General features: G+C 56.5%; 9 protein-coding genes. 4 read left to right on the top strand and 5 right to left on the bottom strand.

The features are described from left to right. Window positions 1–39: 39 nt before the first annotated feature. Window positions 40–636, bottom strand: coding sequence for a MiaE family protein (locus ACAW74_RS03070; protein WP_370696716.1), 597 nt, complete (start codon window positions 634–636; stop codon window positions 40–42). 172 nt (window positions 637–808) lie between these two features. On the opposite strand from ACAW74_RS03070, the gene leuS reads away from it, so the two are divergent. Beyond that, the gene (gene leuS / locus ACAW74_RS03065) at window positions 809–3,778 is read left to right on the top strand and encodes a leucine--tRNA ligase (protein WP_370696715.1); all 2,970 of its coding nucleotides are present in this window, start codon (window positions 809–811) and stop codon (window positions 3,776–3,778) included. Window positions 3,779–3,976: 198 nt separating this feature from the next. Then, window positions 3,977–8,209, top strand: a complete 4,233-nt coding sequence (locus ACAW74_RS03060) for an SdrD B-like domain-containing protein (protein WP_370696714.1) — start codon at window positions 3,977–3,979, stop codon at window positions 8,207–8,209. Window positions 8,210–8,222: 13 nt separating this feature from the next. Here the strand turns inward: ACAW74_RS03060 and ACAW74_RS03055 are convergent, their stop codons facing one another. Continuing rightward, a complete protein-coding gene (locus ACAW74_RS03055; RefSeq protein ID WP_370696713.1) occupies window positions 8,223–9,008 on the bottom strand; it encodes a 5'-methylthioadenosine/adenosylhomocysteine nucleosidase in 786 nt (261 codons plus the stop codon). 82 nt (window positions 9,009–9,090) lie between these two features. Between ACAW74_RS03055 and ACAW74_RS03050 the strand changes: the two genes are divergently transcribed. After that, entirely contained in the window at window positions 9,091–10,638 is a 1,548-nt protein-coding gene (locus ACAW74_RS03050) for a sensor histidine kinase (protein ID WP_370696712.1), read from the top strand. On the opposite strand, the gene ACAW74_RS03045 is transcribed toward ACAW74_RS03050, so the two are convergent. The 3 genes from ACAW74_RS03045 to ACAW74_RS03035 all read right to left on the bottom strand — a co-directional run bounded on the left by ACAW74_RS03045 (window position 10,635) and on the right by ACAW74_RS03035 (window position 15,326). Further along, the gene (locus ACAW74_RS03045) at window positions 10,635–11,360 is read right to left on the bottom strand and encodes a glucosamine-6-phosphate deaminase (protein WP_370696711.1); all 726 of its coding nucleotides are present in this window, start codon (window positions 11,358–11,360) and stop codon (window positions 10,635–10,637) included. The two genes, ACAW74_RS03050 and ACAW74_RS03045, sit on opposite strands and share 4 nt — an antisense overlap. Before the next feature lie 156 nt (window positions 11,361–11,516). Then, window positions 11,517–13,781 (bottom strand): aconitate hydratase, encoded by a 2,265-nt coding sequence (locus ACAW74_RS03040; RefSeq protein ID WP_370696710.1) that lies wholly within the window; start codon window positions 13,779–13,781, stop codon window positions 11,517–11,519. A 225-nt stretch (window positions 13,782–14,006) separates the two neighbouring features. Next, window positions 14,007–15,326, bottom strand: coding sequence for an amidohydrolase (locus ACAW74_RS03035; RefSeq protein WP_370696709.1), 1,320 nt, complete (start codon window positions 15,324–15,326; stop codon window positions 14,007–14,009). Between the two features lie 383 nt (window positions 15,327–15,709). On the opposite strand from ACAW74_RS03035, the gene ACAW74_RS03030 reads away from it, so the two are divergent. Continuing rightward, window positions 15,710–18,811 (top strand): SusC/RagA family TonB-linked outer membrane protein, encoded by a 3,102-nt coding sequence (locus ACAW74_RS03030; protein ID WP_370696708.1) that lies wholly within the window; start codon window positions 15,710–15,712, stop codon window positions 18,809–18,811.

Genomic DNA, 18,811 nt, shown 5'->3' with positions numbered 1-18,811 from the left:
CGCACAACGACAAACCTTAAACGACAAATAGCCAACTTTTTAATGCATCCGATCGCCGCGCACGTCCATATTGGCTAAAATTCGTGCTTCCAGCGCCAGAATTTCTTTCCATCGCTGCCGGACCCGGTCGGCAGGTACGTAGGTTTCGGCCAGCTCGATGAAGTTCCGGTAATGACCCGCCTCCGAGATCATCAGCTCATGGTAAAACTTGCAGAGACTTTCGTCGGCGAGGTGTTCCGAGAGCAGCTTGAACCGTTCACAACTGCGGGCTTCGATCAGGGCGTTGAGCAGCAGCCGTTCCATGAGTTGGTCGTGGTAGTCGCTCGATGAACGCAATTCGGCTTGCAGGGCGTTGACATACAGGTCTTTACGCTGACGGCCCAGCGACAGATTCCGTTTGCGCAGTTCTTTCAGCACGCGTTGAAAGTGGCCCCACTCTTCGGCCACCACGGGCGTGAGCACTTCCACCAGCTTTACTTTGTCGGAATATTGTACGATGAGCGAAATGCACGACGAGGCCGCTTTCTGCTCACACCAGGCGTGGTCGGTCAGGATGTCGCCGATGTTCATTTCGGCAATATTGACCCAGCGCGGGTCGGTGGGGAGTTCAAGGCCCAGGGTGGTCAGGGTTGCCATAAGGCAAAAGTCCTGCTGAACGGCTATTTTTGCAAGGCAAATAACCGAATGCACCATGCGGTCCGCCGCCGCGGTACAATGCACAACGTAAAATGGGTTGGTAATAACGCCCTGTGGCCTGCTTTCCCTAGACTCATTGTGCACGCTACATTGTGCATTATACATTCCCCTTATGGCCGATTATAATCATCGCGAGACCGAACAGAAATGGCAACGTTTCTGGGAAGAAAATAATACCTATAAAACAGAGAACCAGTCGGATAAGCCCAAGTATTATGTGCTCGATATGTTTCCCTATCCGTCGGGGGCCGGGCTGCATGTGGGCCACCCGCTGGGCTACATCGCGTCGGATATCGTGGCGCGGTACAAACGGCTGAAAGGCTTCAACGTGCTGCACCCGATGGGCTTCGACTCGTTTGGGTTGCCCGCCGAACAATACGCCATTCAGACCGGCCAACACCCCGCCCTCACAACGGAGCAAAATCTGGCGCGCTACACCGAGCAGCTCAAAAATATTGGTTTCAGCTACGACTGGAGCCGCGAAGTACGTACCTCCGACCCCAATTACTACAAGTGGACGCAGTGGATTTTTATGGAACTGTTCCGGTCGTGGTACAACCGCGATACCGACCAGGCCGAACCCATTGACACACTGTTGACCAAATTTAGTGGGAACGGCACGGCGGGCGTCAATGCGGTATGTGCCGATGGCGTAGCCTCGTTTACTGCTGCCGACTGGAACGCCAAATCGGCGGAAGAGCAGTATGCCATCACGCTCGACTACCGGCTAACGTACCTGGCCGACGCTATGGTGAACTGGTGTCCGGGACTGGGCACGGTGCTGGCCAACGACGAAGTAAAAGACGGCCCCAACGGGCGAGTGTCGGAGCGGGGGGGGTATCCCGTCGAGATGAAGCTCATGCGCCAGTGGATGATGCGCATTACAGCCTACGCCGACCGCCTGCTGACCGGCCTCGACACCATCGACTGGTCGGAATCGATTAAAGAACAACAACGCAACTGGATCGGCCGGAGTGTCGGGGCCAGTGTGAAGTTTGCTCTGGCAAACGAAGCCGCCGGGCAGGAGGCTGGTGTGTCAGCCATCGAAGTCTTCACTACCCGCGTCGATACTATCTACGGCGTCACGTTTATGGTGCTGGCGCCGGAGCATGAGCTGGTACCAAGCCTGACTACGCCCGAACAGCGGGAGGCTGTCGAGGCTTACGTGACTGCCGCCAAACTCCGCTCGGAGCGCGACCGCATGGCCGATACCAAAACCGTATCGGGCGTGTTTACGGGCAGCTATTGCATCAACCCCATCAGCGGGGCGCAGGTGCCGATCTGGCTGGCCGACTACGTGCTGGCGGGCTACGGCACCGGGGCTGTTATGGCCGTACCGTCGGGCGATCAGCGCGACTACGGGTTTGCCAAACAGTATGACCTGCCGATTGTGCCGATACTGGATGCGCAAAAAGGACTCGACGAACAGGCCGACAACACCAAAGAGGGGCGTTACATCAACTCGGATGTAATCAACGGACTGACGTATGCCGAGGCCACGGCCAAGCTGATTGCGCTGCTGGAAGAAAAAGGCATGGGTAAGGGGAAGGTGAACTACCGCCTGCGCGACGCCGTATTCAGCCGCCAACGCTACTGGGGCGAACCTGTGCCGGTCTACTTCAAGCCCCGCGTGGACTCGCCCCGCGTGGATTCGCCCCGCACTGATGGGCAGGGCGTGCTGCCTTACCTGATCGACGAGGCCGATTTGCCGCTCGAACTGCCCGCTATCGACAAGTACCTGCCCACTGAAACCGGCGAACCCCCGCTGGGCCGGGCCGACGATTGGAAATATAACCCCACCCATCCTCCCCTGAATTCAGGGGAGGTACCGCAGGCGGAGGGGTACGAGTATGAACTCAGTACGATGCCGGGTTGGGCGGGGTCGTCGTGGTACTGGTATCGCTACATGGACCCGCAGAATACGGGTGAGTTTGCGTCCCGCGCTGCTATCGACTACTGGCAGGATGTCGATCTGTACATGGGCGGTTCGGAGCATGCGACGGGCCATTTGCTCTATAGCCGTTTCTGGAACAAATTCCTGAAAGACCGTGGGTACGTACCCCAGGAAGAGCCGTTCAAAAAGCTCATCAACCAGGGCATGATTCAGGGCCGGAGCAATTTTGTATACCGACTCGAAGGCACCGGTATGCAGGGCAAAGCACCGGTGTTCGTCTCGGCCGGGCTGAAAGATCAGTATCAGACAACCGAACTGCACGTCGATGTTAATATTGTCGATAACGATGTGCTCGATATCGAACGGTTCAAGAATTGGTCGCCCGATAATGCAGATGCCGAATTTATTCTCGAAGCCGATGGAACCGATTCGCCGCCGCGATACCTGTGCGGCACGGCGGTCGAGAAGATGTCGAAGTCGAAATACAACGTCGTTAACCCCGACGATGTAGCTGAACGGTACGGCGCTGATGTGCTACGCCTGTACGAGATGTTCCTCGGGCCGCTCGAACAGGCCAAACCCTGGAATACCAACGGCATCGACGGCACGTACCGCTTCATCCGAAAACTCTGGCGGCTGTTCTATAAAGACCCCGCCCCAGCGGGGCAGGCTCAACCCAACAGCGGCGAAGCCCAGTGGATCGTGACCGACGAAGCCCCGACCAAAGAGGAATTGAAGGTGCTGCACAAGACCATCAAAAAGGCGCAGGAAGACATCGAGAACTATTCGTTCAACACCTCGGTGTCGGCGTTTATGGTGTGTGTGAATGAGCTCGCCACACTGAAGTGTCACAAACGGGCCATTTTGCAGGACCTGGTGCTGCTGGTATCGCCCTACGCCCCCCACATCGCCGAAGAACTCTGGGCAGCGCTGGGCAACGTACCTGGCACGGTGTCGCAGGCAACGTACCCAACGTTCAACCCGCAGTATCTGGTCGAAGACGCATTTGAGTACCCCATCCAGATCAATGGTAAGGTGCGCACCACCATCAGCTTCCCGCTCGATCAACCCACCGCCACCATCGAGCAGGACGTGCTGGCCAACGACGTTGTGCAGAAGTGGCTGGAAGGCAAAACACCGAAGAAGATTGTTGTAGTGCCCAAGCGCATCGTGAACGTGGTGATGTAAGCATCGCCCACTAACGTATACCTTGAGCGTTCGCTCGACAGACCCGCTGCAAAGTAAGCCAAGTGGTTGCTTTTCAGCGGGTCTACGTATTTGTGGCTAATTAAATTGACACAACTATAGTTCGGCGGTCTATAGCGGCATATGATTTGTGGGGCTTGAGTGCACTACATATGTACTCAACTTTATAATTAAATGTGTTTGTCTGATTGGGCTGGTAACGGCAACATCAAGTGGATTCTATGCAAAAAAAAGTACTACTACTTAATCGCTATCTGGCTGTTACTTGGGCTCTGCACAAGGGCGCGGGGGCAGTCGGTGCAGCTTCAGTTTAATTCGATTGTCAACCTGCCCACCACGTCCAGCGTCGTTAGTTGCTCGGCGTTTACGGTTGATATGAGTTACGGGGTCGTAAGCCCCACCACGGCTGCCTCCGACGCTCGGGTCTTTCTGCCCCTAAGAGGACTCACGTACAACAGCATCGTGACCACGCCCGACGTCACAACGGCCATTGTCCGGGGCACGGCGCCCAACGATACCCTAATCGTCATCATGAAAAGCCCGTTGGCGGCGGGGTCGGCAGGCACAGTTACGGCCAACCTGCAATTCCCCTGCGGAACGTCCTGTTCGGGTACTACCACGTCGGTTCGGCCCTATTTCAACGCGACGAATGCAAGTAGTCAGGCCACAACCAGCCCCGTCTCGCTGACCGCCCGGGCAGTCGATCCCATTTATCAGGTCAATATTCTGTCGACGGCCTATAACGGCAACACCCGACGGGGGACTTATACGGTTCGGATCACGCCCACCAATACACCGACAAACTACCTGGCTTTGGCCAGCCAAACCATGTCGTTGACTGTGCCGGCGGGCGTCAACATCATCACGCCGGCGGGGGGCGGTACCCGAACCAACTTTCCCACCACCATAACGGGGGGCAGCTTCACGCCTACATCGACCACGGCCGCCGGTGCGGGAGGCACCAAAGTCATCACCTGGACCAACCTGCCCACGTTTTACCGGGGCGGTAATTTCGATATCACAGGCGTTATACTCGAATACCCCACGGCGCAGTTTCCGGTCAATTCGACAGCCGTTCTCAACACGGCCTTCAGCGGCGTACTGTCGACGTCGGCCTGTGGAACCACTTCTGGTACCCGCTCCTTTACGCAAGTCGTAACCGACTTTACGGCAACGCCCGGCGCAACCGGCTGTTCGTCGTCGACGCTGCTGGCCGGTCTGTATAACGGTACGGTCTCGAACAGCAACGCCATTTTTGCGGGGAGGGCCAATCAGGCCCGCATCACGCTGCCTATCTCCAACACGGGCAACGTTACGCTCACCAACCTCACCTACATTATCAACATACCGACCAACGAACTGAATGCCACGTTGGTCGGGCTGAGCGGGAGTTCCGGTCCGACGGGTAGTGTTACCTACCAAACCAACCTTAACACGACGTACCGGCCGCTGGGCGCTACCCCGCTAACCATCGGTGCAACCCGATCCTTTACGCTGGCCGACGGGGAATACGTAACGAAAGTGCAGGTAACATCGACCTCGTTGGCGGCGGGCAGTAACATGTCGGTCTACGTAAACGCATCGCAATTGTCACCGTTGCGCAATGGCGCCGCGGTGAATCCCTCCCCGCTGAATACCTTCGCGATAGCCAGCAATGCCACGAAAAATACCTGCTACGGTGGCTACACCTGCGCGACCACGTCGGTAACGGTCACCGCCGAATACAGCGGCAGCGCCGTGTTGAACCAGACCTGTTCCGGGTCGCGGGTAATTGTGCAGCCTGCTGCCAGTTTGCAAACGTTCGCGAAGACCATACCGGTGGTGCCTTCGTCCTATATACCGGGTACTGTCTATCAGTATCGCATTCAGTTCACGCCCATTACGGCCGGCGATACCCTGCGAAACTTCGTACTCACCGATGTATTACCGGCTTCGCTGGAGTACGTGGGCAACCTGCGTTACAGCAACGCCACTACGTACCCAACCAACAGCGTTACGTTCACGTCAGGTACGTCGGTACCCGCCTTCAGCCGGTCGGGGCAGACACTCACCTGGAGCTGGGCGGCCCTGTCGGCGGCCAATAGTAAGATTGTATCGCCCCTCGACCACTACATCTTTTTCGATGTGCGGGTCAAAGCAGGCACCGCCAGCAATATTACCAACTGCGTCAGCGCCACCGCCACCAATGCCTATTTCTCATCCACGTCTGTTTGTGCTTCGGCGGTCACCGTCAGTTCACTGGCCAAAATCGACGCCATCAAATGGGTTCGGGGCGATCTGGACCGTAACTACACCCGGTTTCCTAAAATTGGCCATACCACCGATGGCGGGCGGTCAGACTATCGGTTTGTACTGGTCAACCCGGGTAACGTAGCGTTCAAGAATATTGTCCTGGTGGATATTTTCCCCTGGATTGGTGATAAGACGATTGCGGCGGATTATGACCGCCTGTCGGAGTGGCGGCCCCAACTGGTTCAGTCGTTACGCTTCTACACCAAGTCGTCGGCCGATTCGTCCAAACCCGCCTCGACTACCATCGCGACACCTGCCAACGTAACCGTATCGTATTCAACCCAGACCAACCCCTGCCGCACTGAATTTAGTCCGCCGTATAGCCCGTCGGGTTGCGTCGCGAATGCCTGGACTGTTACGCCACCAGCCGACCTGAGTACCGTTCAGGCGATCAAAATCAACATTGCCGGGCCGTTTGCTGCGGGCGATACGCTGGTGTTTGGCGTGTCGATGCGTTCGCCGCCCGGCACCGACCTTGGGAAGGCAGCCTGGAACTCGTTTGCGTATCAGGCCACCCGCAACGACAATAACTCGATTCTGCCCGTGGCGGAGCCCAATAAGGTGGGCATCGACGTCAAGCGGTTTCCGGCCATTGGTAACTATGTGTGGATGGATACCAACGCGAACGGAAAGCAGGATGAGCCGGCCAGCGCGGGGGTAAACGGGGTGTCGGTACAGCTTTGGTCGCCTGGAGGCGATGGCCTGCGCGGCACCGACGACGATTTTCTGGTCGGCACTAAAGTCACTGCAAACAATGCAGAGGGGAATCCCGGCTATTACCGGTTCGACAGCCTGTTTGCCGAAACCTACTACCTGCGCTTTATTGCGCCCCCTGGTCAGGCTTTCACCCGGCAGAATGCCGCCGGGGTGACCAGTGATCTGGACAGTGACCCCGATGGCGTTACCGGCTGGACCGAACTGACAACGCTGGAACCCGACGAACAGGACTTCAGCTGGGATGCGGCGCTGTGCACCATTCCCGACGCGGGCCCGGATCAGATCGTTTGCTACCCGACCACCAGTGTCAAACTGCCAACGGCTACGGGGTTGGAGAGCTGGACCTACGCCGCTGGCAACCCACCCGGAGCCAGTATCAACGCCCAAACCGGGCAGGTAACCGGCCTGTCCACCGGCATCTATCGGTACATATTGACCATCGGTGGTGGTTGTGTCGATACCGTCGTGGTCGATCGTCGCCCACCGGCTACGGCGGTTGCCTCCAGCGTGACGCCCTGCACCGGCGAATCGGTAACGCTGACCGCCGGGGTGGCTGGTTCGTCGGCAACGTACCTGTGGCGGGGGCCAGCCAGCTATTCGGCAAGTGGGGCAGTTGTAGTGCTGCCCGCCATCACCAGCACCCAGGCGGGTAGTTACACCCTAACCGTAACGGACTCCGGTTGCGTATCGACGACTACCATCAACCTGTCAGTAAACAATCCGCCGCAACTGACCACGCAGGTCAGCGCCTGTTCCGCAACAACAAACCAGTACCGCGTCAGTGGAAATCTGACGGTGACGAACCCTAATGGCGTGACGGTCACGATCACTGACACGGATGGGGTACGTAGTGTCAGTCTGGTTGTAGTACCCACGCAGGCAACGACAACCTATTCACTGACGGGGTTGATCAGTAACGGTGTGTCGCATACCCTCACGGCTACCTACGGCCCGGCTTACTGCGTACCGACGAGCCAGATCTACCTGGCACCGGTGTCGTGCTCCTGCGTCGTGTCGGCTACGGTCGCGGCGGGTGCCTGTCAGCCCAATGGCACGTTCACCCAAACCACCGACGACTATTTCAGGCCCGTCGTGTCGGCTACCAGCACCGTACCGGGGGCTACCGGCCGCTTCGTGGTCGTGCTGAACGCCAACGCTGATGGCTCGGGCGGCACGGTACTGAACGCAGGGGGCACACCATACGGTCAAGCGGCGACGGTGGGGACGCCCGGCCAATTTCCTGCCGATAACCTGTCGATTTTTCGACTGACCATCCGCGACGAATCGACGCCCGCCTGCCGCACCACTGCCCTCACGCCAAGCGTACCGGCCTGCTCAAGTTGCGCCCCACCCGCCTGCGTGGTGCCCCGGCTTGAGCGGCGTAGCGTCGCTGTGCGTCCGTAACCGAGCTGGCAGGCTAGAGTGACGTTACCACCGCCCGGACCACGTTGGCCGAGTTGGTAGCGGCGGTGCTCAGGAAAGCCAGCAGGTCGATGACGGCGTGGCTATCGGCCCGGTCGCTGAGGCTGCGAATCACCAGGCAGGGGATACCCTGCTGATGACAAACCTGCGCGACGGCGGCGCCCTCCATCTCGATGGCATCGGCGGCGTATTCGGACCGGATGGCATCAGCCCGCGCGGCCGAGTGAATAAACTCGTCGCCCGTCAGGATGCGGCCTACAATGGCTTTTGGGGGGCGTTCGCTGCCGGGAATGGTAGCCAGATCAACGGATTGAACCGCTTGTTCGGCCAGGCCGAGTAGGGTAGGGTCGGCGGTAAAATACAGCGGGTTCAGCGTAAACGAGACCGGATGCATGGTTTGCCGGGTGGGCTCCATCGTGAGCGTTACCGACCGAACGTCGTGATACCCTACCTCGCCGCCAATTACAATATCGCCGGGCTGTAAATCGTGCCGAACACCACCTGCAATGCCCGTGAAGATGACCTGTTTGGGTTGAAAATGCGCCATCACCAGCGCGGTCGTCAGCGCGGCGTTGGTTTTGCCGATGCCCGTCAGCGCTACAACTACGTGTTGTTGGCCCAATTGCCCGGTCACGAAGCGGTGGCCGTTCAGGGTAAGCTCGGTGGCTCCGTCAAGTGACGCTTCGATGAGTTTAACTTCTTCGCCAAACGCCCCCAACAGGGCTGTGTACGTCATAGGCGAACGCTCGGGTGCAGGTTGCGGTAGGGTCTGTGCTTGCATGGTGCGAAGTTACGTTGGCAACTTTTAGCTACCTTGCAAAAGGCTCTGCCAGCCTTCCTCAACGTAACCGAATAACTCTCTTGTGCCCGATTTTGCGCCATCCAATTTTGAAAAGACGCCCTCAGCCAACTCCTCGCCGTCCTGGTTGCCCGAATTAATACGGCTGGCGCCGATTGGCGTGGTTGTCACAACCAGTGTGCGTGATGAAGAAGGCGATATCGTCGATTTCGAAGTCACCTGGTTTAACCAGAAAGCCATCGAGATCGGGTCGCCCGGCAGCCCGATCTACCAGCTTGGCGCGCGCCTTATGACGTTAGTGCCTATTCTAAGAACGTCGCATCTGCCTCGTCTGCGGACATTAGTCGAAACCCGAGAATCCTTTACCGAGGAGTACGAATCGACGAGTCACCGCCATTTTCGCAATACATATGTGCCGTTCAACGATGGGTACGTATTGTATTTTGAGGAAAACACGGCACTGACAACCGCCAACCTGCTCCAGCGCATTCTGGACAGTACCCCGGCGGCGATCATGTGTTTGCGGGCCATCCGTGAGGCCAATACCATTGTCGATTTTGAGTGGGTAACTGTCAACGAGCGTGCCTTGACCATCATAGGTCTGCCCGCCGATCGGTTATTGAACTGTCGGTTGCTGGACGTACACCCGCATAACCGGGCGTTGGGTTTATTCGATGCCTATGTGAACGTCGTTGAAAGCGGCGAGCCCTACCAGACCGAAACGAATTATGCCTACGATGGCGTGAGTGGTTGGTTTACCATCCTGGCCATTCGCCATGACGATGGCCTCATTCTGCATGTACTTGACATCACCAGCCGCAAACAGTCGGAACTGGCTGTGGACGAGCAGGCAAAAGCGTTGCAGCAAATGAACCGCGAGTTGCGGCAGATGAACGAAAATCTGCAACAGTTTGCCTACTCGTCGAGCCATGATTTGCAGGAACCGCTGCGCAAAATCCAGACCTTTGCCGATTTGCTGCGGGCCAACTATGCCGCTCAACTGGGCGACGGTGCTGACCTGATTAACCGCCTCCATAGTTCAGCCGAACGGATATCGGTGCTGATTCGGGATCTGCTGATGTTTTCGCGGTTAGGTATACTGTCTAAAGACTTCAAAGCTGTTGACCTGAACACGACCGTGCAGGAGGTAATCGGCCTCCGGCGGCAGCAGATTGATCAGGTCGGCGCTATGGTCTGTGTAGCGCCCCTGCCAACTATTCACGGCAACAAAGTGCAACTCGTGCAACTGATTGATTGCCTGCTATCCAACGCGCTCAAATACCAGCCTGAGGGGCAACGGCCACAGATCGACATCACGTCGCAACCAGCAGACTACATAAATCCGTCTTTAGACGATTCGCCGGGGTTGCGACGGGTTTATTGCCAGCTAACCGTAACCGACAACGGCATCGGTTTCGACCCAAAGCATACTGAACGGATCTTTCAGATGTTTCAGCGCCTGCACAGCCGCAACAGCCCGTATGGGGGCACGGGCGTTGGGCTGGCAGTGGCGCGCCGGATTGTGGAGAACCACGGGGGCTTCATTACGGCTCAGGTCCGGCCTGATGCGCCGGGTTCTGTTTTTACCGTATACCTGCCCGTTGTTGATTAAGCTGCCGTACTGGCCGCTGCTTCATCCAACCAAACGAGTGCGTTGGGGTGTGTTTGAAGGATACTGGCGGGCACCTGCTCGATAACCGGACCATGTAGGGCTTCCTGCACGATGGCTGCTTTGCGGGGGCCACTGGCCATCAGCATGACTTCGTGGGCGTCGGTCAGGTGTTGCAGGCCAAGCGTGATTCCCTGCGTGAGTGGTGTTTCCTGCGTAAAGTATTTCTGCCCCACGCTGATGGTGCTTTCGGCCAGTTGGGAAACATGACACCGGAGCGAAAACGACGTGCCCGGCTCATTGAGGGCGATATGCCCATTAACCCCAATCCCTACCAAGAGGAAGTCGAGGCCGCCCGCGTCGGCGATAATGCGGTCGATGCGGCGACACTCGGCCTGCAGATCGTCGGCTTTGGCATCGAAATAAGCGATTTGCTCGGGCCGGATACGGGCGGGGGTAAAGAGGTCTCGGTAGAGGTAGTAGGCACAACTGCCCACATCGGCGGGGCCAAATCCAACCCACTCATCGAGCCCAACAAACAGGCAGTGGTTTAGGTCGATCTCGCCAGCCTGCGCCATCGCGTTCAGGTGCTGGAACGTGCCAATCGGGGTATCGCCAGAGGCCAGACAAAGTACGGCATTGGGTTTCTGCCGAATGAGGTGGGCAATGTGTTGGGCAGCCTGTTGCGACAGCGCTGCGTAATCAGGGAAAACACGTACGTTCATACGTACCCAAAGCAGCGACCACTTACTTTTTCCTGATAGACCCAAACGCAACGTACCCAGTAGCTATGACAAATGTCAGTCACTACTGGGTACGTTGCGTTTGGTAATAAATAAACCTTATAGGTTTTTGAAACCTATAAGGTTTGGAATGAACGATTACTTAACCTGTTGTTTGATCAGGTTCAGGGCCGAACCGGCTTTGAACCACTCGATCTGCCCCTGGTTGTAGGTATGGTTCACGGGGAACTCATCGCTCGTGCCATCGGCGTGGTGTAGCACCACCGTCAGCGGCTGACCCGGTGCGAAGGTCGTCAGCCCTTTGATATCGATGCTGTCGTCTTCCTGCACTTTGTCGTAATCGGCCGGGTTCACAAACGTCAACGCCAGCATGCCCTGCTTCTTGAGGTTGGTTTCGTGGATACGGGCAAACGACCGCACCAGAATAGCCCGAACGCCCAGGAAACGGGGTTCCATCGCCGCGTGCTCACGTGATGATCCTTCGCCGTAGTTCTCGTCGCCAACGACAACCGAGCCGATGCCGGCGGCTTTGTAGGCCCGCTGCACGGCAGGCACCTCGCCATATTCGCCGGTCAGTTGGTTCTTCACCGAGTTGGTTTTTTCGTTGTAGAAGTTCACCGCCCCGATGAGCATGTTGTTCGAGATATTGTCGAGGTGACCACGGTATTTGAGCCACGGACCCGCCATCGAGATGTGGTCGGTCGTACACTTTCCTTTTGCCTTGATCAGCAGTTTCAGGCCGCTCAGATCGGTGCCTTCCCAGGCCGGGAACGACTCCAGCAGTTGCAGACGATCCGAGGTGGGCGATACCAATACCTGCACACTCGACCCGTCGGCGGCCGGTGCCTGATAGCCCGCGTCTTCAACGGCGTAGCCTTTGATGGGTTGCTCGATGCCCTCCGGCTCGTCGAGTTTCACCTGCTCACCGGCTTCGTTGGTCAGCGTGTCGGTCATTGGGTTGAACGTCAGGCTACCCGCAATGGCCATGGCCGTCACGATCTCGGGCGAGGCTACAAAGGCGTGGGTGCTGGCGTTGCCGTCGTTCCGCTTCGCGAAATTCCGGTTGAACGACGTGATGATCGAGTTCTGACGGGTTGGGTCATCCATGTGCCGCGCCCACTGACCGATGCAGGGTCCGCAGGCGTTGGCCAGTACCACACCGCCCATGTTTTCGAACGTACCCAGCAGCCCATCGCGCTCGGCCGTGTACCGCACCAGTTCCGAACCGGGCGTTACCGTAAACTCCGACCGCACTTTCAGGTTTTTGCTAACGGCCTGCTTGGCGACTGATGCCGACCGCGTAAGGTCTTCGTAGCTTGAGTTGGTGCATGAGCCGATCAGGCCCACGTCCAGTTTCTCAGGCCAGTTGTTTTCTTTCACCGCTTTGGCAAAGTTCGACAGCGGCCAGGCCAGGTCAGGTGTAAACGGACCGTTGATGTGCGGCTCCAGCGTGTCCAGGTCGATCTCGATCAGCTGGTCGTAATACGTAGCCGGATCAGCATATACCTCATCGTCGGAGCGCAGGTCCTGCTTCACCGCTTCAGCGGCGTCGGCGATGTCGGCGCGGTTGGTGGCGCGCAGGTAGTTGCCCATTTTCTCATCATAGGCGAAAATCGACGTAGTAGCGCCAATTTCAGCACCCATGTTGCAGATCGTGCCTTTGCCCGTTGCCGACAGACTTTCAGCCCCATCGCCGAAATACTCAACGATGCAGCCCGTGCCGCCTTTCACGGTCAGGATACCCGCTACGCGCAGGATCACGTCCTTAGCTGATGCCCAGCCGCTGAGTTTACCCGTCAGCTTCACGCCGATCAGTTTAGGCATTTTCAACTCCCAGGGCAGGCCTGCCATCACGTCGCAGGCATCGGCACCACCCACCCCAATGGCGATCATGCCAAGGCCACCCGCGTTGGGCGTATGTGAGTCGGTCCCGATCATCATGCCACCGGGGAACGCGTAGTTTTCGATCACTACCTGGTGAATAATCCCCGCGCCGGGCTTCCAGAAACCAATACCATATTTATTCGAGATCGACGCCAAAAAGTCGTATACCTCTTTGTTTTTGTCGTTGGCAGTAGCCAAATCCTGATCGGCCCCAACTTTAGCCTGGATAAGGTGATCGCAGTGTACGGTTGAGGGTACGGCTACCTGCGGGCGGCCTGCCTGCATAAATTGCAGCAGAGCCATCTGGGCGGTAGCGTCCTGCATGGCTACCCGGTCGGGGGCGAAATCGACATAGGCCTTGCCCCGTTCAAACGCCTGTGACGCAGTGCCGGCAGAAAGGTGGGCATATAAAATTTTCTCCGAGAGGGTCAGCGGGCGACCAACAACCTGCCGGGCGGCCTCAACGCGCTCGCCTAAACCGGCATATACGCGCTGAATCATGTCTACATCAAAAGCCATAAAGAGCAAAAGATAAACGGGTGAATGAAAGAGACTCTGTTATAAAAAACAACCGCCAAGTAGCGGGGCTGGTTCATAGCGGCAAAAATAGGGGAATAAACGATTGTAGAGACGCATCCCCATGCGTGTCACTCGCGTCAGCAGTAGCGTTCTCCTTCGAATGAGTAGGTACGTGGTGCTGCTGATGCGAGTGACACGCATGGGGATGCGTCTCTACAGGAAGAATTATTTCTTCTTTTCTAGGTAATCGACCGTCAGGTAACACAGCGAACGTACCCCGAGGTTGAAGCAGCTTTCGTCGATCTGAAAATCGGGCGTGTGGTGCGGGGCAGCTTCTTCAACGCGCTTGCCCTTGCTCATACCACCCAGGAAATAAAAGAAGCCGGGCACTTTCTGCTGGTAGAACGAGAAATCTTCGGCTCCGGTCTGAGCGGGTGTCAGTTTGATGTTGTCTTTACCGGCCAGCCCTTCCAGCGTCGGTACCATCCGGTCGGTGAGGGCCGGGTCGTTGTAGGTCACCGGGTACATGATGTCGATTTTAACGTCGGCTTTGGCCCCGGCACTCTCGGCAATATTGGTTGCGATTTCGTTGATGCGGCGGTGCACCAGTTGCTGCGCCTCAGGGCTGAACGTGCGGATGGTGCCGATCATGCTGGCGTCTTCGGGGATGATGTTCTGCCGAATGCCGCCGTGCAGCGCGCCCACCGTCACGACGGCGGCGTTGTCGGTCAGCACCACGTTCCGGCTCACAATCGTTTGCAGGCCCATCACCACCTGCGCGGCCGTTACGATCGGATCTACGCCCGACCAGGGAGCGGCTCCGTGTGTCTGCTTGCCCCGGATCTTGATCGCGTATTGATCGACGGCCGCCATCGTGGCGCCAGGCCGGTATTTAATCGTACCGACTTCGGTTTGTGAGTTGATGTGCAGGCCGAAAATGGCGTCGACCTTCGGGTTTTCCAGCACACCTTCCTTAACCATCAACTGAGCGCCGCCTTCTTCACCGGCCGGAGCGCCCTCTTCGGCGGGCTGGAAGATGAATTTCACCGTGCCTTTCAGCTCGTTTTTCATACCGGCGAGCACCTCAGCGGCTCCCATCAGCATGGCCACGTGGGTATCGTGTCCGCAGGCATGCATCACACCCGTCTGTTGGTTGTTAAATTCGGTTTTAACCGTCGATTTAAAGGGTAGATCGACGCGCTCGGTGACCGGCAGGCCGTCCATGTCAGCGCGCAGGGCAACCACCGGACCGGGCTTACCACCGCGCAGAATACCGACAACGCCGGTCTTGGCGACGCCGGTTTGTACTTCAATACCGAGAGCGTGCAAATGGGCGGCGATTTTGCCAGCGGTGCGGTTTTCGCGATTGCCCAGTTCGGGGTTCTGGTGGAAATCACGTCGCCACCCAACCACTTTGGCTTCAACGGCCATACTGGCTTTATCGATTTGAGCTTTCAGGGGGGCGGGCGCCTGACCGAAGGCAGATGAGCCGGTCAACAGACCAAGGCCGAGTGTGCTGAGCAGTGCGTACTGGTTGTAGTTCATACGAAGTTGGTAATCATGTACGGAGAGGAAGTAGCCAAGTTAAGGGTTAATCGCCAACATACGGAGCAGATCCTGCTATAGAAAGAAATTTGCTGTTTAGTGACATAGGTAGTTGTGTGGAACGATTGAGTAAAATTCTAGTTATCTCATGAGAAGCTGAGTCATGCTGAAATGCCAAATATAAATTGGTTAATGATGACTTATGCATACTATTATAATGTTTACAAGTGTATATAAGAAATATTGCATTGAAACGGGGTGGAATTAGACATTAAAAAGAAATAAAAATAGTTAGGTTAGCATAGCTACTATTATTGTAAGTGGAGTTTATCTTCGTTGTCATAATTACTCACTTTGTTAATCAATACTAGTTTTAGTTCATCATGAGAAAACTTCTATCAGGAAGTTGGCTACTGCTGCTGCTCTTTTGCCTGCCTGCGCTGGCACAAGACATAGCGGTGAGTGGCCGAGTCACTTCATCAGACGACGGCTCTTCCCTGCCTGGGGTGAGCGTACAAGTAAAAGGTACTACCCGGGGAACGGTAACAGACGCTTCGGGGAACTATCGGATCAGCGTGCCGGCCAATGGTCGGCTGGTCTTCAGCTTTATTGGCTACATCCGGCAGGAAGTAGCGGTTGCCCGTCAAACGGCGATCAACGTGACGTTGCAGTCAGATGCCACCAACCTGAGTGAGGTGGTCGTGACAGGGTACGGTGGAACGGTCAACCGCCGGGAATTCACAGGGGCCAGCTCGAAAGTAAGCGGAAAGGACATCAGTAACCTTCCAGTTGGTAGCTTCGATAAGGCGCTGGCTGGCCGGGCTGCGGGTGTGCAGGTAACATCGGCCAACGGGGTGCCGGGTGGAGCTATCCAGGTACGTATCCGGGGCGTTGGTTCTATCTCAGCCGGTAATGATCCGCTGTATGTAGTCGATGGGGTTCAACTGAACTCAACCAACAACTCGACGTTTACGAGCAGCAACCCACTGGCGTTCCTTAACCCGAATGACATCGAAAGCATCGAGATTCTGAAAGACGCGGCGGCGGCATCAATCTACGGTTCGCAGGCAGCCAACGGGGTTGTGTTGGTGACGACCAAGCGCGGTAAGTCGGGCAAAACCCAGATTTCGCTAAACTATTACAAAGGGATTTCGGACCCCATCAAGAAACTCGACGTCCTGAACACACAGGAGTGGATTAAGTTGCGGACCGAAAACCTGGTGAACGCTGGTACGGCTGCCGATGCTGCCCGGTCGACGGTGCTCTCAACGCTGCGGTTGCCTACTACACTCACTGATGCCGATATCGCGGCACTACCTACCTACGATTGGCAGGATGCCGTCTACAAGCGTGGTAACACCGATAACTACGAGGTAAGCCTGAACGGAGGTAACGACAAGACCCGCTTTTTCGTGTCGGGTTCATACTACTCGCAGTCGGCCAACATCATCAATATCGATTTCCTTCGCGGTACGTTGAACACAACCCTGACGCATCAGATCAACAACAAGGTATCGATTGAGCAGACGCTTAAGCTGAGCACGATTTCGTCGCGCGGTCAGTTTGGGTCGCCAAACGGTGGATCGTTCCTGGGGGCTGCTGCGTTCTCGTCGCCGCTGATTCTGCCCAGTGTACCCATCTACAATCCCGATAATTCCTACTATGGTACGCCGTCACTGGGCGGCATTCCGGGTATCCTGAACCAGAACATCGTACAGGTTAGTGAACTGAACGACATTCGGGCCAACATCAATCAGTTTGTAGGAAGCCTGTCGCTGAATTACAAGGTAACCGATGATCTGGTTATTCGTCCGTTCTTTAGCCTCGACTATCGTTCAATCCGGGGTCGTAGCTTCAGCGATCCGCGTACTGCCGACGGGTTCAACGTGCGTGGCCGGATTCAGGATCAGTTGAACGAGAACAAAAACTTCCTGACCAACGTGACGGCCAACTACAACAAGACGTTTGCCGCCAAACATACGGTAGGGGTGCTGTTGGGCGCTGAGTATCGCTCAGACATCAACGAAAACCTGTCGACCAACGCTACGAATGTACCCACGCCCGACTTCAAGTATGCCAGCGCAGCAGCGTTGCCGCAGACGATTGGTGGGTCATGGAGCGGTTACCGCAAAGGGTCTGTATTTGGAAATATCAAATACAACTTCAACAAGAAGTATGACGTCAGCCTAATTGGCCGGCTTGATGGCTCAAGCCGATTTGGTACCAACAACCGCTTTGGCTTCTTTCCGTCGGTATCGGCGGCGTGGCTGGTGACGGAAGAAGACTTCCTGAAAGGCAACCGGTACGTGAGCGACCTGAAGCTGCGGGCATCGTTCGGTACGACGGGTAACGACCAGTTGGGTTCGTTGTTCGGTGCGGCCAACTTCCCGGGTCTTGGTCTGGTTAGCCCTGGTTTCGACTATAACGGAGCTGCAGGGTTTGCTCCAACCCAGTTGTCGAACCCTGATCTGAAATGGGAAACCAACCAGACGATCAACCTTGGTTTGGATTTTGGCTTTGTGAACAACCGCATCACGGGTTCAGTCGACATATTCCAGCGTACCAGTAAAGACCTGCTGCTGCCCTTCAACCTGCCGTTTACCAGTGGGTATAGCACGATCGCCCGTAACGCCGGTGAGGTGCAAAACCGGGGTATCGAACTGGAAATCAATACAGTCAATGTGAAAGCAGGTGCCTTCCAGTGGAAATCGGCTTTTAACTTTACCTCGATCCAGAACAAGGTAACGAAACTGTATCCGGGTATCGTACCGTTGAATAATCCGGATAGTGCTGTGGTGCTGAGCTATACGGATTTCTACGGTGTGGGCCGAACTGCCATCCTGAACCGTCCATTGCTACCGAACTACACGACTGATTACGCTGGTGTAAACCCGGCTACGGGCCGCGCCATGTGGTACGATTATGCAGGTAACCTGACGTACCGACCGCTGACGCCCCGTGACCAGAAATACTTTGGGTCGGAATTGCCCAAGTTCTACGGCGGCTTTAACAATACGTTCACGTATGGTGGCCTCTCGCTCGATCTGTTGTTCCAGTATGACTATGGTCGGCGGTCATTCAACTCGCAGACCTCATTCCTGGCCGAAAATGCCGGCCGGAACTTCAACGCTCTGCAATCGACCTATGACCGTCGCTGGCTGAACCCAGGTGACATCACCGACGTACCCCGTGCCTTCAACGCCAACGCCGAAGCCAACAGCGTCAGCAACCTGGGCGGTACCCGCACGCTGGAAGATGCCTCGTATCTGCGCCTGAAGCAGGTAACGCTAAATTACGAAATTCCCGCTGCGATCAGCCGCAAAATCGGCGCTTCGAAAGCCCGGGTATATGTACAGGGCGCTAACCTGGTTACCTGGACCAACTGGACGAGCTATGATCCCGAGTTCCTGAACTTCGGTAGCGGTAACAGCGGTCTGGTTCCTAACTCAAAGACATATCAGGCGGGCATTAACTTAACGTTCTAA

The organism is Fibrella musci (assembly GCF_041321105.1).
Taxonomy (GTDB): domain Bacteria; phylum Bacteroidota; class Bacteroidia; order Cytophagales; family Spirosomataceae; genus Fibrella; species Fibrella musci.
Note: the sequence above shows the minus strand (reverse complement) of the source record. Positions and strands in the feature narration are given on the sequence as shown.

Excerpts from the sequence above, each read along its gene's own strand:
- ACAW74_RS03070 (WP_370696716.1), bottom strand. The coding sequence starts at position 636 with ATGGCAACCCTGACCACCCTGGGCCTTGAACTCCCCACCGACCCGCGC.
- leuS (WP_370696715.1), top strand. The coding sequence starts at position 809 with ATGGCCGATTATAATCATCGCGAGACCGAACAGAAATGGCAACGTTTC.
- ACAW74_RS03055 (WP_370696713.1), bottom strand. The coding sequence starts at position 9,008 with ATGCAAGCACAGACCCTACCGCAACCTGCACCCGAGCGTTCGCCTATG.
- ACAW74_RS03045 (WP_370696711.1), bottom strand. The coding sequence starts at position 11,360 with ATGAACGTACGTGTTTTCCCTGATTACGCAGCGCTGTCGCAACAGGCT.
- ACAW74_RS03040 (WP_370696710.1), bottom strand. The coding sequence starts at position 13,781 with ATGGCTTTTGATGTAGACATGATTCAGCGCGTATATGCCGGTTTAGGC.
- ACAW74_RS03035 (WP_370696709.1), bottom strand. The coding sequence starts at position 15,326 with ATGAACTACAACCAGTACGCACTGCTCAGCACACTCGGCCTTGGTCTG.
- ACAW74_RS03030 (WP_370696708.1), top strand. The coding sequence starts at position 15,710 with ATGAGAAAACTTCTATCAGGAAGTTGGCTACTGCTGCTGCTCTTTTGC.